20 protein-coding genes, 2 tRNA genes and 1 pseudogene are annotated in these 23,408 nt (G+C 42.3%); all 23 read right to left on the bottom strand.

Features of this window, described 5'->3' with window-relative positions:
* Positions 1 to 92: 92 nt before the first annotated feature.
* The 23 genes and pseudogenes from cysK to pth all read right to left on the bottom strand — a co-directional run bounded on the left by cysK (position 93) and on the right by pth (position 23,321).
* Complete coding sequence (gene cysK, locus NST39_RS00445) at positions 93 to 1,016, bottom strand: cysteine synthase A (protein ID WP_044140410.1); 924 nt, start codon at positions 1,014 to 1,016, stop codon at positions 93 to 95.
* 77 nt (positions 1,017 to 1,093) lie between these two features.
* The gene (locus NST39_RS00440) at positions 1,094 to 1,996 is read right to left on the bottom strand and encodes a peptidyl-prolyl cis-trans isomerase (RefSeq protein WP_341029923.1); all 903 of its coding nucleotides are present in this window, start codon (positions 1,994 to 1,996) and stop codon (positions 1,094 to 1,096) included.
* Between the two features lie 52 nt (positions 1,997 to 2,048).
* Entirely contained in the window at positions 2,049 to 2,924 is an 876-nt protein-coding gene (gene hslO, locus NST39_RS00435) for an Hsp33 family molecular chaperone HslO (RefSeq protein ID WP_044140408.1), read from the bottom strand.
* A gap of 15 nt (positions 2,925 to 2,939) precedes the next feature.
* On the bottom strand, positions 2,940 to 3,716 hold the full coding sequence (locus NST39_RS00430) for a type III pantothenate kinase (protein ID WP_008341820.1): 777 nt from the start codon (positions 3,714 to 3,716) through the stop codon (positions 2,940 to 2,942).
* A gap of 162 nt (positions 3,717 to 3,878) precedes the next feature.
* Complete coding sequence (ftsH, locus tag NST39_RS00425) at positions 3,879 to 5,783, bottom strand: ATP-dependent zinc metalloprotease FtsH (RefSeq protein WP_341026477.1); 1,905 nt, start codon at positions 5,781 to 5,783, stop codon at positions 3,879 to 3,881.
* A gap of 95 nt (positions 5,784 to 5,878) precedes the next feature.
* The gene (hpt, locus tag NST39_RS00420) at positions 5,879 to 6,418 is read right to left on the bottom strand and encodes a hypoxanthine phosphoribosyltransferase (protein ID WP_003217950.1); all 540 of its coding nucleotides are present in this window, start codon (positions 6,416 to 6,418) and stop codon (positions 5,879 to 5,881) included.
* A pseudogene (tilS, locus tag NST39_RS00415) lies at positions 6,415 to 7,837 on the bottom strand (tRNA lysidine(34) synthetase TilS). Before tilS ends, hpt begins: the two are co-directional and overlap by 4 nt.
* Positions 7,838 to 7,933: 96 nt before the next feature.
* Positions 7,934 to 8,941, bottom strand: a complete 1,008-nt coding sequence (locus tag NST39_RS00410; RefSeq protein WP_111913494.1) for a protein kinase domain-containing protein — start codon at positions 8,939 to 8,941, stop codon at positions 7,934 to 7,936.
* The gene (locus NST39_RS00405; RefSeq protein WP_106066818.1) at positions 8,925 to 9,659 is read right to left on the bottom strand and encodes a vWA domain-containing protein; all 735 of its coding nucleotides are present in this window, start codon (positions 9,657 to 9,659) and stop codon (positions 8,925 to 8,927) included. Before NST39_RS00405 ends, NST39_RS00410 begins: the two co-directional genes overlap by 17 nt.
* A gap of 77 nt (positions 9,660 to 9,736) precedes the next feature.
* On the bottom strand, positions 9,737 to 12,220 hold the full coding sequence (gene spoIIE, locus NST39_RS00400; RefSeq protein ID WP_065097654.1) for a stage II sporulation protein E: 2,484 nt from the start codon (positions 12,218 to 12,220) through the stop codon (positions 9,737 to 9,739).
* Positions 12,221 to 12,424: 204 nt separating this feature from the next.
* Positions 12,425 to 12,496: transfer RNA gene (locus NST39_RS00395), tRNA-Glu, on the bottom strand.
* Positions 12,497 to 12,522: 26 nt separating this feature from the next.
* Positions 12,523 to 12,596, bottom strand: a tRNA-Met gene (locus tag NST39_RS00390).
* Positions 12,597 to 12,773: 177 nt separating this feature from the next.
* On the bottom strand, positions 12,774 to 13,169 hold the full coding sequence (locus NST39_RS00385) for a S1 domain-containing RNA-binding protein (RefSeq protein ID WP_044140403.1): 396 nt from the start codon (positions 13,167 to 13,169) through the stop codon (positions 12,774 to 12,776).
* Positions 13,170 to 13,251: 82 nt separating this feature from the next.
* A complete protein-coding gene (locus tag NST39_RS00380; RefSeq protein WP_003217952.1) occupies positions 13,252 to 13,626 on the bottom strand; it encodes an FtsB family cell division protein in 375 nt (124 codons plus the stop codon).
* An 18-nt stretch (positions 13,627 to 13,644) separates the two neighbouring features.
* Positions 13,645 to 14,283 (bottom strand): spore cortex biosynthesis protein YabQ, encoded by a 639-nt coding sequence (yabQ, locus tag NST39_RS00375; protein ID WP_003217942.1) that lies wholly within the window; start codon positions 14,281 to 14,283, stop codon positions 13,645 to 13,647.
* Positions 14,280 to 14,588, bottom strand: a complete 309-nt coding sequence (gene yabP / locus NST39_RS00370) for a sporulation protein YabP (protein ID WP_003217974.1) — start codon at positions 14,586 to 14,588, stop codon at positions 14,280 to 14,282. The genes yabQ and yabP overlap by 4 nt, the downstream gene beginning before the upstream one ends.
* A gap of 74 nt (positions 14,589 to 14,662) precedes the next feature.
* Positions 14,663 to 14,923, bottom strand: coding sequence for an RNA-binding S4 domain-containing protein (locus NST39_RS00365; protein ID WP_003217975.1), 261 nt, complete (start codon positions 14,921 to 14,923; stop codon positions 14,663 to 14,665).
* On the bottom strand, positions 14,920 to 16,404 hold the full coding sequence (gene mazG / locus NST39_RS00360; protein ID WP_341026473.1) for a nucleoside triphosphate pyrophosphohydrolase: 1,485 nt from the start codon (positions 16,402 to 16,404) through the stop codon (positions 14,920 to 14,922). Before mazG ends, NST39_RS00365 begins: the two co-directional genes overlap by 4 nt.
* Positions 16,394 to 17,998, bottom strand: coding sequence for a putative polysaccharide biosynthesis protein (locus tag NST39_RS00355; RefSeq protein WP_341026471.1), 1,605 nt, complete (start codon positions 17,996 to 17,998; stop codon positions 16,394 to 16,396). Before NST39_RS00355 ends, mazG begins: the two co-directional genes overlap by 11 nt.
* Positions 17,999 to 18,191: 193 nt before the next feature.
* Positions 18,192 to 18,728, bottom strand: coding sequence for a stage V sporulation protein T (spoVT, locus tag NST39_RS00350; RefSeq protein ID WP_003217990.1), 537 nt, complete (start codon positions 18,726 to 18,728; stop codon positions 18,192 to 18,194).
* Between the two features lie 139 nt (positions 18,729 to 18,867).
* Positions 18,868 to 22,401 carry a transcription-repair coupling factor gene (gene mfd / locus NST39_RS00345; protein ID WP_341026469.1) on the bottom strand — a complete coding sequence of 1,178 codons (3,534 nt, stop codon included), beginning with the start codon at positions 22,399 to 22,401 and terminating at the stop codon, positions 18,868 to 18,870.
* Positions 22,402 to 22,468: 67 nt separating this feature from the next.
* Positions 22,469 to 22,699 (bottom strand): anti-sigma-F factor Fin family protein, encoded by a 231-nt coding sequence (locus NST39_RS00340; RefSeq protein ID WP_003217967.1) that lies wholly within the window; start codon positions 22,697 to 22,699, stop codon positions 22,469 to 22,471.
* 55 nt (positions 22,700 to 22,754) lie between these two features.
* On the bottom strand, positions 22,755 to 23,321 hold the full coding sequence (pth, locus tag NST39_RS00335) for an aminoacyl-tRNA hydrolase (RefSeq protein WP_044140398.1): 567 nt from the start codon (positions 23,319 to 23,321) through the stop codon (positions 22,755 to 22,757).
* Positions 23,322 to 23,408 lie beyond the last annotated feature (87 nt).

Raw genomic sequence — 23,408 nt, 5'->3', positions numbered from 1 at the left:
TTGTAATGCAATCCAATTTATTTAGAAAATAGTATTTGCTTTCCATCTACAGATTTCATAAAAAAACCCCAGCAAATGCTGGGGTAATTGGTTTAATCGAATTGATAAAGAGGTGTGCTGAGGTAACGTTCCCCATTACTTGGGATAATTGCCAGAACCTTTTTCCCTTTACCAAGCTTCTTCGCTGTTTGAAGTGCTGCGTAAATAGCTGCTCCTGAGGAAATACCGCCGAGGATCCCTTCCTCTTTCGCTGCTCTTCTTGCAAGCTCAAATGCATCTTCGTTTTTCACTTGGATAATGCCGTCATATACTTCCGTGTTCAAGATGGAAGGGATAAACCCTGCTCCAATCCCTTGGATTTTATGCGGGCCTGGCTTTCCGCCTGATAATACAGGAGAATCTGTCGGCTCTACCGCATAAAGCTGAATCGATGGGATGGCTTCTTTTAGGACTTCACCAGCACCCGTAATTGTGCCGCCCGTACCAACACCTGCAATAAATGCATCAAGCTCGCCGTCAAACTGTTCAAGAATTTCTTTTCCTGTAGTACGGCGGTGAATCTCCGCATTGGCTTCGTTGCTAAATTGCTGAGGCATGAAGTAACCGTGCTCTTCTGCCAATTCTTCTGCCTTTTTGATGGCACCTTTCATTCCTTCTGCACCTGGTGTTAATACAAGCTCTGCACCATAAGCGCGTAAAAGGTTGCGGCGCTCCTGACTCATTGTGTCTGGCATCACTAGAATTGCGTTAATTCCTTTAGCTGCCGCTACCATTGCAAGACCGATCCCTGTGTTTCCGCTTGTTGGTTCGATGAGCGTGTCGCCGGCTTTTAAAGTACCTTTCGCTTCAGCATCTTCGATCATCGCTAACGCAATCCGATCTTTTACACTGCTGCCCGGGTTCATATATTCAAGTTTCAAGTAGACATCCGCACTGTCTTCATCTACTAAACGGTTTAATTTAACGACTGGTGTATTTCCTATTAGTTCAAAAACTGAATTTGCAATACGAGCCATCACTAACACCTCTATCTCCGAGTAATTTTATTGTATTAATATTAAATTATCAATTTCGAAAAATTTTGTCAATGCTTTTAGTCCTGCTCGCCATCGTAAAACCATGTGACTTTTGCTTCTTTCCACAGGGTTTTGACATTCGCCTTTTCACCTAGATCTTCCATGGCAATCTGCCTTTTGATCTGATTTTTGACTTCTTCATAAGAGAAGGAGCGGCCATTTAATTTTTCTTTTAGTTGAATAATGGCATAACCATTTTTGGTCTCGATCGGTTCTTTAGTCCATTCATCTGGCTGAAGCTTTTGAGCTTCCTGTATGTATAGGGCTGGGATACTTTCTTGTTCTTCTGTCACAAACCCAAGATCTCCGCCATATGGAGAGGTGTAGCGGTCAATGGAGCGTTCAGCTGCCACCGCCTCGAAGCTAGATCCACCTTTCAGATCTTTCAATACATTTTCAGCTTCGCCTTTTGTCTTCACGACGATATGACGAATACGGTATGAATCATCATATTGATATAAGTCCTTGTTTTTTTCATAAAAGGATTTCGCTTCTTTTTCGGAAACGACAGCATCTCTCGTTAAAAGCTGCTCTAATAAAATTTGATAACGAATCTGTTCTGTCCAGTCCTTTTCACTCGTATGTCCATCTTCGTAGAAATTATTAGATACCGCTTTAAGCATCAGCAATTCACGATTGATTTCTTTTGAGGACACCTCAAGCTTGTTTTCTTTCGCAAGCTGATCGACCACCTTCTGATTAATCATTTGCTCAAGTGTTGCCTTTCCATAGCGGTCTTCCATCTTCTTTAACCATTCTTGACGTGTCACCTTCTCTTTTCCAATCGACGCAATTTCTTCACCGCTCTTCCCGCTTGAAGAAGCCTGTGACATTTGCGACTTTGTTAATACATATGCAATAACACCGGCATTGATCATAAGCAACACAAGGATAAATGTCCATACTACTCTTGCTTTCAGTCTCATCTTTCGTCTCCTTTCCATTCAAAAAAGAAAACCCGCTGCTTAGAGCTTAGCGGGTTATTTCTTCACGTAGCTCTTCTAGCTCTTCTTTTGTAAATACATACGTTTCGTTACAAAAATGGCATTGAGCTTCTGCTTGTCCCTCTTGTTCAATCATGTCTTCAATTTCGGCTTTTCCTAGGCTGATAATGCCATTAGCAAAACGTTCTTTTGAGCAGTTACAAGAGAATTCGACAGGTACAGTTTCTAAAATTTGAGGTTTTTCTCCGAGTACTTCTTCTAAAATTTCTTCTGGTGTCATCCCTTTTTCAATGAGTTTAGAAATGGGTTCAATGGTTGAGAGCCGCTTTTCTAGTCTTTCGATGACAGCATCTTCTGTTCCAGGCAGCAATTGAATGATGAAACCGCCAGCTGCGAGAATCGAGTTATCTGGATTGACGAGAACCCCTACACCAACAGAGGAAGGCACTTGCTCAGAAGAGACAAGATAATAAGTGAAGTCATCTCCAATTTCACCTGAGACGATCTCCGTTTGTCCTGTAAAGTGATCTTTCAGTCCGATATCTTTGACAACACTTAATGTTCCAGATGTCCCGACTGCACGTCTAACATCTAGCTTGCCATGTTCATTTAAGTCAAAGTGGACTTGTGGGTTTGAGACATATCCGCGCACCTGGCCCTTTGCGTTTCCATCAGCAATGATGGCACCGATTGGTCCACCGCCTTCAATTTTGACCGTTAGCTTATTTTCGCCTTTCAGCATAGCACCCATCATGACTGTAGCTGTCATTGTTCTGCCAATCGCTGCTGATGCTGTTGGCCATGTATGGTGTCTTCTTTGTGCTTCGTTGATTGTATCTGTTGTGTTTGCAGCATATGCTCGGACTTTTCCGTCATATGCTAACGCTTTAACTAAGTAGTCCATTCGATTTTAAACCTCCTATAGTACACCGACACGATTACGTTCATAAATGAGTTGAAGTCCTTTTAATGTTAAGAACGGATCGACAATATCAATGCAGTCTGATTCATTTCCAATCAATGTCGACAAACCGCCTGTTGCAATGACTTTCGGTGTTTGTTTCGCTTGCTGCTTCATCCGTTTCACTATTCCCTCGACTTGCCCGACATATCCATAAAGGATGCCGGATTGCATTGCACTGATGGTGTTTTTTCCAACAATGTGATCTGGACGGACAATTTCAATTCTTGGCAGCTTCGCCGCTCTTGTATATAAAGCTTCTGTTGAGATGGTAATACCAGGTGCAATTGCCCCACCCATGTATTGTTTTTGTTCATTGATATAGCAGTAGGTTGTCGCTGTGCCAAAGTCTACGACAATGAGAGGTGCCCCATATAGATGAATCGCCGCTACTGCATTCACAATTCGATCAGCCCCGACTTCCTTTGGATTGTCACACATAATGTTTAATCCAGTTTTCATTCCAGGCCCTACAATTTGGGGAGTTATGTGAAAGTACTTCTCGCACATTCTTTCTAATGCAAACATCATTGGCGGGACAACAGACGAAATGATAATTCCTTCTATTTGGTCAAACATCAGCCCGACATAATCAAATAAAGACCTGATAGCCATACCAAATTCATCTTCTGTTTTATGACGGCTTGTTTCAATTCGCCAATGGTAGTTTAGATCGCCATTATGATAAACACCTAAAACGGTATTTGTGTTCCCTACATCTATCACGAGTAACAACTTCATCACCACTTTGAATAGTTTCTCAAAAAGAGCATTTTTCGACTTTCTATCATACCATACACGAATTGAGTTCCATTTGTAAACAATTCGAAACCGATCCATTCAGGAATCGAAATAAAAAAAGCTGCCGGTGATCCCGGCAGCTTTCACAGAAGGAGATTAGATCTCCTCATCTTCTTCTTTTTTCTTGATGTTCACTTTCACATCATCGTTTTTCTCTTCGTCATCTGCGTATACACGCTCTGGAAGCTTTCCAGTTTCGTAAAGAGATTTAATTTGCTCAGCATCTAATGTTTCAACTTCTAGAAGGGCTTGTGCGATGATTTCTAGCTTATCTTTATTCTCAGTGAGAATTTGTTTCGCACGTTCGTAGCTGTCCTTGATGAAACGCTGAATTTCTTGGTCAATTTCGTAAGCGATCGCTTCACTATAATTCGGCTCGTTGTTAAAGTCACGGCCAAGGAATACTTGACCTCCTTGTGCTTGACCGAATTGAAGTGGACCAAGTTTATCAGACATACCGAACTCTGTAACCATTTTTCTTGCAATGCCAGTTGCACGCTGGAAGTCGTTGTGAGCACCTGTACTTACTTCACCAAACGTAATTTCCTCTGCAACACGACCGCCGAGCAAGCCGACAATTTTATCAAGAAGCTCTGGCTTCGTTTGGAAATAACGGTCTTCTCTTGGAAGCATGACCGCATATCCGCCTGCCTGACCACGAGGAACGATCGTTACTTTATGCACCATGTCCGCTTCGTCTAGGATAAGACCAATAACGGTATGACCCGCTTCATGGTAAGCCACGATATTACGTTCTTTCTTCGAAATGACGCGGCTTTTCTTAGCCGGCCCAGCGATGACACGGTCAGTCGCTTCGTCGATATCACGCATATCAATTTTCTTTTTGTTATGACGGGCAGCAACAAGTGCTGCTTCGTTTAGTAAGTTCTCAAGATCTGCTCCAGAGAACCCAGGTGTTCTGCTTGCAATGGCTTTCAAATTCACTGCATCATCAAGCGGTTTGTTTTTCGCATGAACCTTCAGCACTTCTTCACGGCCAATGACATCTGGGCGGTCAACCGTAATTTGACGGTCAAAACGTCCCGGACGCAGCAATGCAGGATCTAGGATATCTGCACGGTTCGTCGCAGCGATGATAATAATACCTTCGTTCGCACTAAAACCATCCATTTCAACAAGAAGCTGGTTAAGCGTTTGTTCACGCTCGTCATGACCACCGCCAAGACCGGCTCCACGCTGACGACCCACTGCATCAATCTCATCAATAAAGATTAAGCATGGTGCATTCTTTTTCGCATTTTCGAATAAATCACGTACACGTGATGCACCGACACCGACGAACATCTCGACGAAGTCAGAACCACTGATGCTGAAGAAAGGAACGCCTGCTTCTCCTGCAGATGCTCTCGCAAGCAATGTTTTACCTGTACCTGGAGGTCCTACTAGTAAAACCCCTTTAGGAATTCTTGCGCCAAGCTCCGCGAATTTACGTGGGTCCTTCAGGAATTCAACCACTTCTACAAGTTCTTGCTTTTCTTCATCTGCACCGGCAACATCTTTAAATTTCACACGTTTCTTCTCTTCTGTGTAAAGCTTCGCCTTACTCTTACCAAAGTTCATAACACGGCTTCCACCGCCCTGAGCTTGGTTCAATAAGAAGAAGAACAGGATAAAGATGATGATGAACGGAATGATGGTTGTCAGAACTTGCAACCATCCATTTGTTTCAGGTGCTGGTTCTACTTTTACATCTGTATTCTTAAGTGCACTGTAAATCTGGTCAACACCTTGACCATCTGGAACATGGGTAATGAAGTATTCATCTTTCTTCGCGCCATCTAATTGACCACGAATTTCATAAACCCCTCTTACAGGCTGAATGGAGATACTCTCCACTTTTCCCGCACTTAGATTTTGCGAAAATTTGCTGTAAGACATGTTCTCAGGCTTTTGATTAGGGGATCCTAACCAGCTGACTACCCCTATCACAAGTAATAAAATAAGTATATAAAAAATCGTATTACGAAAAACCCGATTCATTCCTTACCTCCTCCCACAGTAAGCACAACTATGGTCAATAGTATCATAGAAAATCATTCCAATACAACCAATAACCTCATGTATACGTATGCTGATTAGCCTTCGTAAACAGATGGTTTTAACACTCCAATATACGGGAGGTTTCGGTAACGTTCAGCGAAATCCAATCCATAGCCGACAACAAATGCATCTGGAACTTCAAATCCAACATAATCTGCTTTGATGTCTGCTTTACGACCGCTTGGTTTATCAAGCAATGTCACAATTTTTATGGAGTTTGCTTTACGGTATCGGAAAAGCTCTACCAGATAGCTCAAAGTTAACCCACTGTCGATGATATCTTCCATAATTAAAATATCTCTTCCTTCAACAGAAGTATCTAGATCTTTAATGATCTTTACTTCTCCTGAAGATACGGTAGATTTTCCGTAGCTAGATACATCCATAAAATCAAGTTCTAAATATGTATCAATGTGTTTGATCAGGTCTGCCATGAATGGAAGAGCCCCTTTCAAAACACCAATAGCCAGGGGAAATTTACCATCATAATCGCTGGTTAATGTTGCACCCAGTTCCTTCACTTTTTGCTGGATCTCTTCTTCTGAGATCAAAACCTTTTCAATATCTTGTTTCATGCTTTTGCTTGCCCCCTACAAATTTTCATGCTGTCTATATTGTAATACAATGAGATCGCTGTTTGTCATATCAATTTCTTCAAAAACGGATTTTTTCAGACCTGGGATCCAGATGATTTGATTCTCCGAGTCAGTGACGATCGGCCAGCTGTCTCTTTCTGCAAGAGGCACTTTTTTATCAATAAATATATCCTTCACCTTTTTTGATCCATTCATCCCTTTAAGTTTGATTCGATCACCATTTTTTCGTGAGCGAATGATCAAAGGGAAACGAACATGATCTTTTTGAAGCAAGAAAAAATGGTTTCCGTTCCGTGCATCCTTCGGAACATGATTTGATACCACGATAGACTGCCCATTTGGAAGGAAAAGCTTCTCTCCAAGCTCACCCTTTAAGTGAAGAGCATAAGACTGGTCTAGTACAAGCGATCGTTCAAAGGTAAACATACAGTAATCATAAGACTTGACAGCTTGTAAACCTTTTGGCAAATCTAATGATCCAGACGGTTGTTCAGTATGAGATAACCAGTCCAAAGTCCCTAGAATATGCTGGTTTGAAAACGCTGATTGAGTGTTTTCATAAAGATAGTTTAATATTAGTTGAATGCCTCTTCTTTGTAAAGGCAAAGGCAGGTCAAGCAAAGGCTTCGTTTTGATCTTAATTTGCTTAGGCGATTGATTCGTTATCACTTGGTTCATTTGTTCCTTTGTTATTGCCTGCAAGTATTGCTCATCTTCAGTCAGCATGTCACTTACAAACTGAAAGCTTTCATGTACATGAGGTGCCTCTTCTTTTAACACGGGAAGAATGTGTCTTCTTATCCGGTTTCTCAAGTAGTCATCTGTGTGATTACTTTGATCAATGACATAGGGAAGATGTTCTTTTTCACAAGCGGTCAGCACGTCATCCTTGGAATATCCAATGAGCGGCCGAATCAGCCATCCATCTTGATAAGGACGTTTTGCTTGGATACCTGCGAGTCCTATTCCAACAGTCCCTCTCACAAGCCTCATCATCATTGTTTCTACTTGGTCGTCTCCATGATGTGCAAGCGCTAGAAATTGAGCGTTGTATTGCTCCATCAATTGACGAAAGAAAGCATATCTGCACTCTCTTGCAGCTGCCTGTTTGTTTAAGTGGTTTTCTTTTGCATATTGGGTAACTTGTATGCGGGCCGATTCAAAAGGAATTCCTTGCTCCTTGCAGTACGCCTCAACAAATGCCAAATCAGCAAAGGATTCTTCTCCTCTGAACATGTGATCTACATGGGCTGCAATCAGCTGAAAGGAACCTTTTCGACGTTTGTTTAGTTCGTGCAGTAAAAGCATGGAATCTGGTCCGCCAGAAACCCCGACAATGACTGTCGTATTTTCAAGGTAAACATCATGTTTTTTCAAAAATGATTCAATTCTATTCACAACTTCCTCCTCACAAAGAGCAGGTAATTTAAAGATATACATATCCTATCACTTTCAGTAGCTCCAAGCAAAGATGAAGCCTGCTTTTTTACAGGGCTATAGCAGGAACAAAACTACATATGCACAGTAAAGAGCAAGTACACTGCACACAATAAGAACAGTTTCAAAAAGCCCACCTGATTTTTTGCGTACTGGTGTTCTTTTTGCTGCTGCAACTCTCGATCGTGAAGTCACCTGTTGATTTTGTTGAACAGCGGGCTTTTGCCCGTTTTTTTGCTGCTGCTTCTTTTGACTCGCTTTTCTTGAAGCGATCAGCTGTCCTTCTTTCAGCATCGCACTCTTCATAGCCGCCGCTGATTGATATTTACCTTGTAGAGCAGCCTTTAACACCCTTTCATATCGCTTTAATAAAGGATGTCCTTCAATGGCTCTATAAAGCTGCTTTTCCGGTTCTGCTTCTTTTTTGAATTCTTTCTTATACGCACAGTTCACCATCACCATGCTTAAGGCAAACAGATCATAAGATGGCTCTGCCTTTCTTGTGCCAAATCCCCAATAGCCTCGATCAAAAAACTCGGTATATTCCTTGATTGCCCTGCCTGCTTTTGTCGTTCCTCCTACATCAATGCACCGAATCGCGGCCGGTGGACCTGACACGATGAGATTATCTGGCTTCAAGTCACCAAAAATCCAGCCTTCTTGATGTAAATGAGCCAGGTTAGATAAAAGCTGAACCATTAAAACAACGATCCACTCATCACCTTTTTGTTTTACAAATTCAAGCAGTAATGGGCCTCTGACATACTCCATCACATAAAAGGAACGCTTTTGAAGCATGCCGGGATAAATCGCATCATCCATATCATAAAAAGAAGGCCCCATGGTTTTCACAGGAGCCTTAGAAAAGGATTTTAATACATTGACTTCAGATGCAATGAGCATACTGTCATCACTCACTTTAAGGGCTACTTGACCATTTGGCGATTCGGCTAGATAGACAATACCGTTCGCCCCTTTTCCTAGCTCTTTTACAATGCGGTAATGATGGTGATGCCATTTCCCTTGAATCACCGTGCCTAACGGAATGTTAGAAGCCGAATTCATCATGCTCTTCCTTTGATTCAAGCAGCCCTTTACGTGAACGAACTGATTTGAAATGCTGGAGTGCTTCTCGAAGCGCTGGTCCAGTTGGAGTAATTCCTCCCGTGGTCAGTTTCGGGAAAATAGATGACAGTGAATCGAATCGAGGCGTCCAATTCAACACAATTTCAGCATCTGAGTTTTTCCCGGGAAATATACACATCCCAAACTGATTTTCACCAATTCTTGAATTTAAACTAATGGAGAGGTCAATGAGTGCTTCTTTAACGGTAGGCAGCTTCGGTTTCATACTTGCACTTGTATCAACAAGCACAAGTACTTGAAGGTGAACCGTCTCTCCTAACTCATCGACTACTTCCATCACTTCCCCGCGCTTATCAGGCGGAAGCTCTTCAATTTCAGTATCTTTGCCAAGTATTTGCTGCAATTCTTTATTCACAACACCTTGTAAAGTTTGTGTCATCGCTTTTTTTGTAACCATTTGTACTGTTTGAGATAACTGCTGGACGTAGACAACTTGATGAATGCCCCCACCTGCGAGAGCAATCCCCTCGACTTCTTTCATTGCTTCATGATCGTGTCTGTTTTCCTCCATAATGCCAATGACATTGACTGTAATCCCTTGTTCCTTTGCCAATGAGGCAATCGCAAGTGGATCTTCCCCGTGATTTGAGCAGCCATCTGTAATCAATAAGATTTGGTTTACGTGACCTTTTCGCATCTTCATTCCTCCTGGGATCGTAACTGAATGCTTTATATCTCCATCATCGCCAGAAGAAATTCATATTATACGATATTTCAAGAAATCTCTTGTTTCTCAAGATAGAATGTACCCGTCGGAATGGATGCCCATTTTGGTGTATTGTGATCAAGCCTGATGACAACAACCGTCATATCGTCGTCAATTTGACCCGATCTTGTTCGAATGACCTCTTCCATTAATAGATCAGCAATCTCTTGCGGATCTTCTGTTTTAAAGCTTTTCATTTTGCGCTTCACCCAGAGATCATGATTTTCAATATGCTTTGGTCCTTCAAAAATGCCATCACTCATCATAATCAGCAGATCTCCTGCCTTCATCTGTTCACTCACAACCTCCACTTCAAATTCATCAATAATCCCAATCGGCAAGTTGCTCGCTTGTACCTTCATCACCTGATCACCCCGTTTAATAAAGCTGGGTGTTGAACCGATCTTAAGGAACTTACAGCTCGCATCCTGTAAATCAATAATGGATAAATCTAATGTTGAATAGATTTCATCTGTCGTTCGTAAAGATAAAATACTGTTAATGGTTTTGATCGCCACTTTTTCATTGATACCTGATGCTAATATTTTTTCTAACAGCTTAATCGTTTCATTGCTTTCAAAATGAGCCCTTGCTCCATTGCCCATTCCATCACTAATAGCCGCGGCATATTTGCCCGCACCCAGCTCCATCATGCTGTAGCTGTCTCCAGACACTAATCCTCCGCCTTTTGCTGCATGCGCTACGCCTGTAGCCACTCGATATGATTTTGCAGAGCCAAATACAACGTGGCAATAGCCTGTTGGGTGCTCTGCACACTGCTCTGCTTTGACTAAAATCTGTTCTTCTAAAATATCTGAGAGCATAGGGGCGATGATTTTTTCACATTCACCATGTCCTTGGCAATATGGGATTCTCATTTCAATATCGACATTCCCCTGCTCCAAGCTATAAATTTCTACTTGCTGAATTTCAATTCCAAAGTGCTGAAGTGCTTCTATCATCTGCTCTTCTTGAATAAAATGCTGTTCTCTTTCCCGTTTTATTTCCCGGGAAAAATCCTCCATCACTTGTGAGACACCCATCAGTTGTTCAGCTACCAGTCGTCTGCTGTCTTGGACTTTTTTCTTCAGGGTCTGGTTGGCTTTATAGTAAGCGATCTCCTCTTCAATCAATTCCTCGACATGTTTTGATTTTGAGCAGTGCTGGCTAAATTTCTTCTTCAATTTCCGGTTTTGCTCGTAGGTTTTTTCATCAGATTCATGCATAACTTGTTTCATCAGTTCATAGGTTGTATCAAAGTTCTGCACCCAGCATTTATTTTTCTTATAGCACGTTTGACAGGATCGTTCTGTGATCGTACTTAAAAAAAGATCTACATCCTCTTCCTGTTTCTTTTCTTCAGGAATGGAATCGTAAAATGTCGCAAAACTCTCAGACAGCGCATGAAATACGTTAGAAAATTGGTCTACCTTTTTTGCTGTCACATCTCGTACTTTCCGGGCGTATTGCTGCTGTTCCTGTACATGCTCTACCGTACCAGGAATATATTTCGCTACCTTAGAGGTCACTGATTGTGGCGTGAGCAAGAAGAGCGCAACCGCAATCAGTGATTCGTATAGCGTGGTTATGAGTCCTGCTGATCCTTCTCCGTACAAGGAAATAAGTAAGGAACCCACAATTAAGCCAATGGCTGCGCCTGCTTTCTTCCCCTCTTTCAGCAATCCCCCTAATAAACCTGAAAAGGCAAGAAGACTCATCTGATAAAGGTTTCCGATGTTAGCGAGACCGAGAATTAATCCAGTCACGACACCCACTGTACAACCAATACTCGCTCCTCCAATAAAGGCAAAGCTCAGCACTACATATCGTGACAAAATATGCTCTGCCTGCATTCCTTGAAATGTGATGCCAGCCAGACCTGTTAAAACTGAGGCAATCAAAATCATAAAGCAAATAATTTCTTCAACCTTTAAGGAGTGTTTGATTTTCCTGACTGTAAAAATCGGCAGGCTTTGAAGGAAAATCAGTGTCAAAATGAAGGCAAGTCCTGCTTCGACACCCGCCATGACGTAATCGTAGCTTTGCACAGCACCTTGCTCTAGATAAACAAATGCTCCTCTGGTGATCAGCATTGACAGCACAATGACAACCGGCAATGTTTTCACTGGGTCTTTGATGATGAAAGAAACCACCTTGGACATAAGAAGGAATACGATCAGCGACGCAAACACAAACAATGCATTTTGAGGTGATATCGTCATGGCTCCAGCAAGTAAAGCGAGACAAGCAAGCATGGACTTATCTCTTTTGATAAGCAGCATGGAGCCAAAGAAAGGCAGAGCAAACGGCATAATTTCAGATAATATAAAGGCTCGTCCTAATAAAAAACCAAGAACGACATAAATAAACCCTCTATAGAAAAAAAGAGAATGCGTATGATGAAGAAACAGGTTTTTCATCTTTTTTAACCCTGCACTGATTCTTTCAAACCCCGCTCCTGTTAAATCAGTTCTTCTTTCTAGTTTTTCCATCTTTTCATCCCCCACCTGATATTCGTTGCTTGTCATTATAGCGAAGGTGAAAAAGAAATTTTGTCAAAAGAAGTTGTCGTTTCCATAAAACGTTCGACGCTTTATTCGTCAAAGAGGCATACTTTCTTGAAAGTCGATGTCTTTCATCAGAATTTTACGAAGACACAAAAAAACAGCTTTCCTAAAGAAAGCTGTTTTCGAAGATGACCCGTACGGGATTCGAACCCGTGTTACCGCCGTGAAAGGGCGGTGTCTTAACCGCTTGACCAACGGGCCTTGCTTTTATGTTCTAATAAAAAGGATAGCGGCGGAGGGGATCGAACCCCCGACCTCACGGGTATGAACCGTACGCTCTAGCCAGCTGAGCTACACCGCCATAATAAAAATGCGCTAAGAAGCACAAGATCTATAATACAAAGGAATCGCTTGTCCGTCAATAGGAAGTTTTAAATTAAATGACGAAATCTCAAAAAATGTCGTATGGATCAAGAAAAAAAGCACCTGCGGACAGCAGGTGCTTTGTTGTGAAAGATATATAGAAAGCAGCAACAAGTTAACCTCTTCTTGCTCCGCGTCCCCCACGTTTTGATTCCGTGTTACGTTTTAAAGATGTTAAGCGGTCTTCACTATCTTTTAAGAATTTGTTCATTTTTTGCTCAAACGATTCCTTTGGACGGAAATCATTTCTGACCGGTCTTGATTGTTGTTGAGGACGATCTTTTGCTTTTTTAATGGACAAGCCGATTTTACCGTCTTTTTCAACGTTAATCACTTTCACTTCAACTTGTTCACCGACTTTTAAATGCTCATTAATATCTTTTACATAGTTATCGGCTACCTCACTGATATGAACGAGACCAGTTGAACCGCCTGGCAACTCCACAAAAGCTCCAAAATTTGTAATGCCCGTAACTTTCCCTTGTAACTTGCTGCCAACTTCAATCGACATAAAAAAAGTGCTCCTCCTTAGACTTATAAAAAAATCTCATTTGTTCAATTATACATAAACTGAATTTTAAGTGTCAACAAGGCTAATCGCTCTTATTGCCCACATCAAAGATTTTTTCGCCTTTTTTGGACATATAATAGTCTCGTCGTGCCAGTTCGAGTACGTATTCCTTGCTTTTCAGCTTTTTAATTTCATCAGAAATATCTTCCTGCTTTGTTTGTAATTGCTTTAATTCTTTTTCGAGCGCAACCTTCTTCTCTTCTTTTTCCTTTAATGAGGACGATTGCGACCAGAGGGCACTTGTTACCAAGACAGCAAACATGAGCACGATCACACCAAACACAGTAAGCCTTCTAAGGAGTCCTCGGCGTTTGCGTTTTAAGCGCTGTGCTTGCTGTTCCATTTGTTTTTGGTAATCATTTTGAATTTGTGCGATATTTCTTTTTCTCTTGTTCAAGGTTGAAGGCCTCCTCTCTTACTTTGTCCAGAATTGTTTCCATTTCGTTTTGATGGTACCAGATAATTTCTTGGTCCCTTGTAAAATTCCTGCTCCTTTAGAGAAAAACAATCTCATTGATGTTCGCCATTTTTCGGGAATCCGATGAATAATGGTCACATTAAGTAACCAGATGAGCGGATAACAAACAATGGACAGCACCTTCCACACGAGCCGAAACGTAAAACGAACAAGACGTAAGAGCGAGTGGAACAAGAACAGTATAACACTTATGACCATTGTGACAATCCAACGGATCGGCTGGAAGACGATCGACATGACCAGCCTTTTAAGGATGAGAACGGTTTGATAAATACACATCGTGATAAACTTGAGAATATTCATATACAGCTGTTTCATCAATGCCTGATACATCGAGAAACCTAGTGCAACGGCTAGAAAGATATAAAGCCTGAATTCTCCCTCATTTGTCAGCAGCAGAACATAAAAGAATAAGAGACCCTGTACCAGCCAAAAAAGGAGATCATGTATAATCAAAAGCCATTTTGCTGTCTTTTCCCGATTCACAAACAGCTTGTACGTATCAAGCGATGCGCCCAGCCAGATGCCCATCGCTACCATCGAAAGCATCGTATAAAACTGGACTGTCAGCGTCATTTAAACAGCTTGCTAAAAAACCCTTTAGCTTTCTCCCCGTGCTGCTCATCTACATAAATTAAGTCAAAGACACGTCCTTTAATCGACACAACGCCTTTTTCGACGTCTAGGTTTTTCATTTGCAGATTTTCTCCGCGGATAGCGAGAATTCCCATGACCGTCTCAAGCAGAAATTCTTCATTATCAAAGCTTTCCACCTGTTTGACGCCGGTAATATCTAAATGCTTTCTGTTTCGCATTGTGATATTGTGTTCCGCTTCTGATGACAGCTTCGTGCCTTGAGGTTGATTATAATATTGATTCATTTATACATCCCCCATATCTCATACTTGCATTGTTACTGCATTGTATGTGACAGGAGGATCATTTAGAACAAGCCCTATTCTGCTGTTTTTTCTTCTTTTAGCACAGTATACATGCCAGCGGCTTCTTCTTTTTTCGTCGTGTCCTTTAACTCATTGACTTGAACCGTCACAAGTTTTTGACCAAAACGGATTTTAAGCTCGTCTCCTTCTTTCACGTCAGAGCTGGCTTTCGCCTGTGTGCCGTTAATCGAAATTCTGCCTTGATCAGCTACTTCTTTTGCCAATGTTCTTCTTTTGATTAAACGGGACACTTTTAAAAATTTATCTAATCTCATGTATGCTCACCTCTTTCTATACGTTTGGCTTCGTTCCATAGATCGTCCATTTCCTCTAGCGTTAAGTCCTCTAATGAACGTCCCATGTCCTTTGCTTTTTGTTCAATATGCTGAAAGCGTCGCATGAATTTTGTGTTGGCGGAAGCGAGCGCCGTTTCAGGCTCTAGCTGATAGAACCTTCCAATGTTGACGAGAACAAACAAAAGATCTCCAAATTCGTCTTTCATCTGCTTCGTTGCACTTTCGTCCGGCTTCTCTGCCACTTCAACGAGAAATTCCTGCTTTTCTTCTTCGTATTTGTTCCAAATATCTTTCACATCTGTCCAATCAAAGCCTACTTTGGCGGCTTTCTTTTGGAGCTTATATGCCTTTGTTAATGCTGGAAGCGTCGCCGGGATGGATTGCAACATGGAGGCTGCCCGCTCCGGTTTCTCCTGCTGCTTGATTTTTTCCCAGTTGACGACCACTTCTTCTGCTTCAGACACATTTGTGTCGCCAAACACATGGGGATGTCTACGAATCATTTTTTCTGTGACATGCTGGATGACGTCATCAATTGAGAAAAAGCCGTCATCTTCACCAATTTGAGCATGAAGTAACACCTGCAGCATCACATCTCCGAGCTCTTCCACCATATGGTCTGGATCATCTTCATCTATCGCTTCAAGCAGTTCATAGCATTCTTCAATTAAATAGGGTTTAAGTGACTCATTGGTTTGTTTTTGATCCCATGGACAGCCGCCCGGACCTCTTAATGTTCGGATGACGTCACGGAAGGTGTCAAATTGTTGATAAAGCAGCTGTTCATCTTGAATCGGAGGCACATAAACACTCGTTAAGTTATTTATCGACACATCTCGATCAAGTTCAAATAAAGGAACGGCAGTAATCTGTTCCAGGCTGCTTCCAGCCGCCGTCACAATATAGACTTCATAATCGTCTGGAAGCTTTTCCATCAGCGTGAGTTTCACATTCGAAGCGGTGATCTGATCATATACCTGACAAATGAGGACATGCTGGGTCAATTTCAGATCGTCCGCTCTCATATCTCCTGCATCAACGAATTGGAATCCCTCGATTGGGTCGATCTGCAAGGAGTTAAACGTCGCATCCAAAAAGCTTTGTCCACCAGCAACAGACACCTCAATCCCGCGCTCTTGCTGTTGAGAAACTAATAGCTGGACGGTCTTTTCTGCGACAAATGGGTGACCTGGTACTGCGTACACAATCTCCTTTTCCGCAGCCTCTGCAAATAAAATTTCCGTGATTTCCTGATAGACCGAATCAAACTGATCGTGCTTTTCATAAATTTCATCAAAAAAGGTCAGCGATGGGACCTCCTGCATCAACTCTGCGGTAAGCGGATGGTCCTGCGTTCTCATAAATACTTCTTTCGCCTGCTTCAGCTGCTTGTATACACCGAGCGTCAGCTGATCCATGTCGCCTGCCCCAAGACCGACGACGGTAATCTTACCTGCCATTTTGATTCCCTCTCATCTGTTTAAAATATAAAATCTTTTCTCCTAATGGAATGAGTCTCCATTCCTCGTCCGTAAATACTTCTAGCTTAAGAATACTATATAAAAAGGCGAAACCACCAATAAAAACTGACGTCAGGCTCTCTAAAACGGAAAAAGGACGTTTTTCAAAGGGAATGACCCAAGAAAACAGTGCCTGATACCCTATTAAGACGATGGCCATGAAAGCGGCCGATAAAAGAATTTTCACTGGAAACAGCTCTCTCAACGAAATCCATCCTTTATATCTCAAATAAACGGCATTGAGCAGAGCGGCAGCGAGGAAACCGCACACGGTTGACCATGCGGCACCATAGATGCCAAATAGCGGCACAAGTGCAAGCGTGAGTATCCATTTCACCAGCACACTGAGAATCACCACAACAGCCGGATACACAGTATGCCCGAGACCTTGAAGTAAAGCTGCTTGCGTAATCGCAATCGATGTAAATGCGATGGAAATACAGAATATTTGCAGCGCATCGGTACCTAAATCATTACGAAAAAGCATGGTATTGACTGGCGAAAGAATACAAATCAGCCCAACTGCTGAACCAATCCCTAAAACCGACGTGGTTTTAAACGATGTACATACTTTTTGCCTGATCGCTTCATGCTCTCCATTCCTCATGGCCGCTGATAAAAATGGCACAAGAGAGGTCCCGATGCTAATGGCAAACACTGTCCCTAGCTGTAAAAACGGCTGCCCTCGGTCATACACACCTTTTGCCGCCTTTGCCGCGGCTTCACTCAGTCCCTCACTGCGCAGCAACGCATACAGATGAAAGGCATCAATCATTTGCATCCATAAAATGAGCAGTCCGCTGACACAAATCGTGAATGTATACAGCACCAAACTCTTCAAAACATCCTTTTTCCGAAGTGTCGCCTGCTTGACTGTCATAGGTGCAGAAGACTGTTTTCGGTAAGTCAGCCAAAGAAAAAGAAGTAGTACAAGCGAGGACGCGCTTCCCGCTATGGAGGAGAAGACCGCACCCGCACCCGTTTCATAAAGCGAATAACCGTGCCTGACGAAATAGAAGGATAAAACAAGCAGGACGCCTACCCTGATGAGCTGCTCAACCAATTGTGAAACAGCCGTTGGAAGCATCATACCGTCACTCTGAAAAACGCCTCTCAGCATCACGGTAAGCGGCAGGAATAAAAACACGAAAGCACTCATTTGGATGAGCAGGATTAATTGACTGTCCGTCATAAGGCTCGCAATTCTACCTGCTCCTATGTAAAGACAAAGAAATAAGACCAGGCTCAGTAAAGTGATATAGACCAAAGATACCCTTGTAATGATCCTTCGATTTTCTTCCCCATGCTCACTCAGAAGCTTGGACACCATGACAGGAAACCCTGTGGTGCCGAGCATGATCGCAATACCGAGGAAGGGGTACACTTGCTGATAAATATAAAACCCTGTGTCTCCTACGATGTTCTGGAACGGAACACGATAAACGGCACTTAGTACCTTTGATAACAAGCCTGCGATGGTCAAAATCACCGCACCTTGGAAAAGCCAATGCGGCTGATTCACAGCATTTTTCATGGATGACTCCTTTAAAAATAGATCTACAGTTAAACGCACTCATTATATCATACGTGAATGAAAAGCCGTTTCTTTCTAAGGAGTAGACGGCATATTCCCCGTTTTGTTTCATTCCATATAAAAAATGCCGACAAAATCAAATGATTTCATCGGCATTCTTTCGTTTCATCAAAATGATATAGAATTATTAGACCTAGTGTTCCATTTGACGGGCTAAGAAGCCAGCTGCTGTTTCTGCCGCTTTATGCTCCACTTCCCCCATTGAACGCTCTTTAGAAAATAAGACGACGGCGCCAATCGGATCTCCGTTTGCAACAATAGGTGCAATGGTATAAGCAGATACGTCATCATCAATACCATCGACAAGTTGAATTTCTTTTTTGCTTTCTTCTAATACAGAATTACGCTGGTCCATTGTTCGTTCAAGTAAATCACTGATGGATTTGTTTAAGTACTCTTTTTTCGAACTGCCGGATACAGCAATATACGTATCTCGATCACAAATCAGGATGGAATGACCCAAACTGTCGAATAATGCATCAGCATATTCCTTCGCAAAGTCTCCTAGCTCACTAATCGGCGAATATTTCTTCAAAATGACTTCTCCATCGCGGTCGACGAAAATCTCAAGCGGGTCTCCTTCCCGGATGCGCAATGTTCTGCGAATCTCCTTCGGAATAACCACTCTACCTAGATCATCGATGCGGCGTACAATTCCAGTTGCTTTCATTCACTGCTGCCTCTCTTTCGTTAGATGATGTGTTGGGTGAATGGAGCAAAAGCGTCCACTTTATGCAACATTCACCACTTGACTCTGAGATTAGTATCCGTCACATCAACCGTAATATACACGAGAGACAAACAAATTTTTATGAAGATGGAATGGTTTCTTTTTTCACATCTTGAAGACCTCGAAGCATATTCAGAACAATATCTAGCCATTCTTCCGTCTTCTTGCCTTTCGTTTGGACAGAAATAATTAGCTTGCTGCCTTCCATTCCTAGGCCAATATCACGGCCATATTTACTGCCGAGGGCAAATAATTTTTGACCGTCGATTTCACTGCTTGATTGCTCTTCAAGGGTGAGTCTGACAATGCCTTTCTCCATCTTGATCAATTCGACACGTTCCTGCACTGCGTATACTTTCATCGTCGCAATTGTAAACAAGTCCGCCACTTCTTGCGGATATTCACCGAATCGGTCGATCATTTCATCTTGAAGCTCTTTTCGCTCTTCAATTGATCCAATCGCTCTGAATTGTTTATACATCTCGATCTTTTGCTTCCCATCCGAAATGTAAGTGTCCGGGATGTAAGCATCGATTTGCAGATCGATTTCCGGTTCGAATTTATCTTGAGCCGTTGTATCGCCTCTTCTTTCTTCAATGGCTTCTTTCAGCATTTGAGAATAGAGGTCGAATCCAACAGAATCAATGAATCCATGCTGCTGTGCACCAAGTAAATTGCCTGCTCCTCGAATCGTTAAATCACGCATCGCAATTTTAAATCCTGATCCGAGCTCTGTGAATTCTTTAATAGCTTGAAGTCTCTTCTCTGCTACTTCAGACAAAACTTTATCTTTTCTATACGTGAAATAAGCATATGCGACACGATTCGAGCGTCCTACTCGTCCTCTTAGCTGGTACAGCTGAGAGAGCCCCATTTTATCCGCATCGTGGACGATGAGCGTGTTCACATTTGGAATGTCGACTCCCGTTTCAATGATGGTGGTACTGACCAATACATCTGATTCACCTTCAAGGAAATTGATCATCACTGATTCCAGCTCGTTCTCACTCATTTTCCCATGTGCATAGCTGACTTTCGCATCTGGAACTAGCATGGAGATTTCATCTGCTTTGCGTTCAATATCCTCGACACGGTTGTACAGGAAGTACACTTGGCCACCACGTGCTAGTTCTCGCTCAATCGCTTCTCTGACTAAAGCGCCATTGTACTCGACCACATAGGTTTGAACAGGGAAACGGTTTTCAGGCGGTGTTTCAATAACCGATAAATCCCGTACGCCAAGCATAGACATATGCAGCGTACGCGGAATTGGCGTAGCCGTTAATGTCAGTACATCGATATTGGCTTTCATCTGTTTAATTTTCTCTTTATGGGTCACGCCAAAACGCTGCTCTTCATCAATAATCAACAGACCTAAGTCCTTATAGACAATATCTTTAGAAAGCAAACGATGTGTACCGATAACCATATCTATCGTTCCATTTTTCAACCCTTTTAACGTTTCGGTTGTTTCTTTTCTTGTACGGAAACGGCTCAGCTGAGCAATTTTGACCGGATAGTCTTGGAATCGGTCCATAATCGTGTCAAAATGCTGCTGCGCTAAGATGGTTGTTGGCACAAGCAGAGCAACCTGCTTCCCGTCAGCAATCGCTTTGAAGGCGGCTCGAATCGCCACTTCTGTTTTTCCGTATCCCACATCTCCACAAAGCAGGCGGTCCATTGGACGCTCCCGCTCCATGTCTTGTTTGATTTCATGAATTGAACGGATTTGATCATCTGTTTCCTGGTAAGGGAACGCTGATTCAAACTGGCGCTGCATCTCATGATCAGGTGAGAAGGCATACCCTTTGCTTGCCTCACGTTCTGCATACAGCTTAATGAGATCATCTGCAATGTCCTGAACAGAAGTTTCTACTTTTTTCTTCACGCGTTTCCATTCACTACCGCCTAGTTTGTACAGCTTTGGTTCTTTTCCTTCTGATCCTACGTATTTCTGCACCTGATCAATTTGTTCAACCGGTACATAAAGCTTGTCGCTTCCTTGATAATGAATATTTAAATAATCTTTATGAATGCCGCCGATTTCAAGCGTTTCAATTCCTAAATACTTACCGATCCCGTGGTTAATGTGCACCACATAATCGCCGACTTGAAGCTCTGAATAGCTCTTAATTCGCTCTGCATTGGTCAGCTTTTGCTTACGTGCCTGCTTCTTCACACGTTTCTTGAAGAGCTCGCCTTCTGTGATCACGGCAATTTTTGATAACGGCAGTTCAAAGCCTGTTTGCAGCTCACCTTGTAAAATATACACCTGTCCGCTTACAAGATCTGCGTCCGGCTTGGCAAGAGCAGCTTCAATGTCATAATCATGTAAAACAGAAGACAGTTTGTCTGTCCGTTCTTCATCCGCACCTAAGAAGACAACTGTGTATTGTTGTTTTTTGTAGCGTTCAATTTCACTCGCAAGCACATTCATCTGCCCGTGGAAATTCTGCATTTGCTTACTAGATACATTGACGATATTTTGCGGATTTGTCTGCTGGACATGTCTCAGGAACAAGGAGTAGTACAGAATCGACCGCGATTGCTGATTGATTAGTTGTTGAAACGGGAAAGAAAGGGATAAATCATGAAGAATATTGCCTTCTTCAAGCAGGCTAATTGTCCAATCCGCTTCTTCCTGCTCAAGCTGTTCTTCCATCTCCTGAATTCTGCTAATTTCATCTAAAATAATAATCGTATCCTGTGATGTGTAATCTAGCAAACTAGCAGGTTTTTCATAGAAATAACACAGGTACTTCGTCATTTCCTGTGTCACGATACCTTCTAGCAGCTTCTCTCGATCAGCAGAAATATGTTGATGCAGCAATTCTTTTTGCTGGTCCGAGTTGAATTTCTTTAAGCTCTTCGCAAGTCCTTGATCAAGCTGTTCAATGGCTCTCACTCGTTCAGGCCCTCTCACAATCAGCTCTTTTGCGGGACCGATTTTAATTTCTTGAAGTGTTTCTAATGAACGCTGTGTATCAGAGTGGAACGTTCGAATTGAGTCTACTTCTGTATCAAACAGCTCAATACGAATTGGATGATCTTCCGTTAACGAATAAATATCAATGATTCCTCCGCGCACACTAAAATCTCCGGGCGCAGCAACCATCGACGTCCGGTCATAACCGATTTGTACAAGTTGTTTTGAAAACGCCTCCAAATCAATTTCTTCACCAAGCTTTAAATGGATCTGACTCTCCTTCCAGAGCTCAACTGGCGGAAGCATTCGACGCACCGCAGCAGCTGGGGTGACGATAATGGGGTTTTCTCCATTCGCCAGCCGGTTCAGAACATCTAGACGCTGTGCTCTGAGCTCAGGGCTCGCAACGGCAATTTCTGAAGCAATGAGTTCATTCACAGGATAAAGAAGGACCGAGCGATCTGACAGCACACTGGCAAGATCATCTGTTACCTTCTGCGCTTGATACAAGTTGTGAGTCACAATAAACATCGGCCGCTTAAGTTCGTCTGATATAGCGGCTGTAAATAAAGATCTGACGGAGCCTGATAGTCCGGCGAGCAGCTGTGCTTTTAACCCTTCCTTTAGCCCATTAAAAATGGACTGAAAATCATCACTTTGTTTGATAAATGATTGTATATTTTTCATTTGGCTCCTCCTCCCTGCTTGTTTAAAACAGAAAAACGCTTTGGTCTATTATCTACACCAAAGCTTTTTATTGAATAAAGGTATGATACTGATGGTAATCAGGATTTCTTTCGAGCGCCTCTTGGCAATCCTCACAAATGGTTTGTACATGTAAATCACCATTTTCCCTATAAGAAATCATATCGTTTCTTTCCTCATTTGTTAAGTGATGAAATCCAAGTGCTTCACTTTGAACAGCGGATTCATCTAGACTGCCAACCTTTACACCACAGTGCCGGCAGTAATAATGCAAAGCCATACGTGATCCTCCCATGCTGAGATTTTATGATCAGTATGTGCTTTGCTTATCATTCTTATACCTTTTTGTTAAAATCATTCATCACTTCCAAAAATGGCTTAGTTAAAGCCGCCTCACAAGCTTCGACAGACGCCTGAATGGCTGATGCAATGTCAGGCTGCTCCTCTTCTGAAAAGCGTCCTAGCACGTAATCGACGACCTTCATGCCATTTTGAGGGCGTCCAATGCCGATACGGAATCGATCAAACTCAGGTGACCCTAAATGCTGAATCAACGATTTGATTCCATTATGCCCGCCAGCACTTCCTTTTGTACGCAAACGAATCCGGCCAGTTGGCAAATCAAGATCATCATAGATGACTTTCAAATGTTCAAGAGGAATATCATAGTAATCCATTAGCGGACGCACGCATTCTCCTGATAAGTTCATATATGTAAGCGGCTTTACAAGTAGAACCTTTTGCCCTGAAACAAACCCTGTTCCAAACAGTCCATTGAATTTTGATTGATTTAAAGGGATGTCCCATTTTTTCGATAATTCATCTATTGTCATAAACCCGACATTATGTCTTGTTTTTTCATATTCTTTTCCTGGATTACCTAATCCAACGAATGCAATCATGAAACCAATAACCTCCTTTGTCACAAAGCACACGCCTAAAAAATGAGCCAATAGGATTGCCTCATGTAAAACGTATGAATTCTTTTC

Origin of the sequence: Bacillus sp. FSL W8-0645 (assembly GCF_038007905.1) — a bacterium.
In the GTDB taxonomy this organism is placed as follows: domain Bacteria; phylum Bacillota; class Bacilli; order Bacillales; family Bacillaceae; genus Bacillus; species Bacillus pumilus.
The sequence above is the reverse complement of the archived record's forward strand: the minus strand, read 5'-3'. Positions and strand labels throughout refer to the sequence as shown.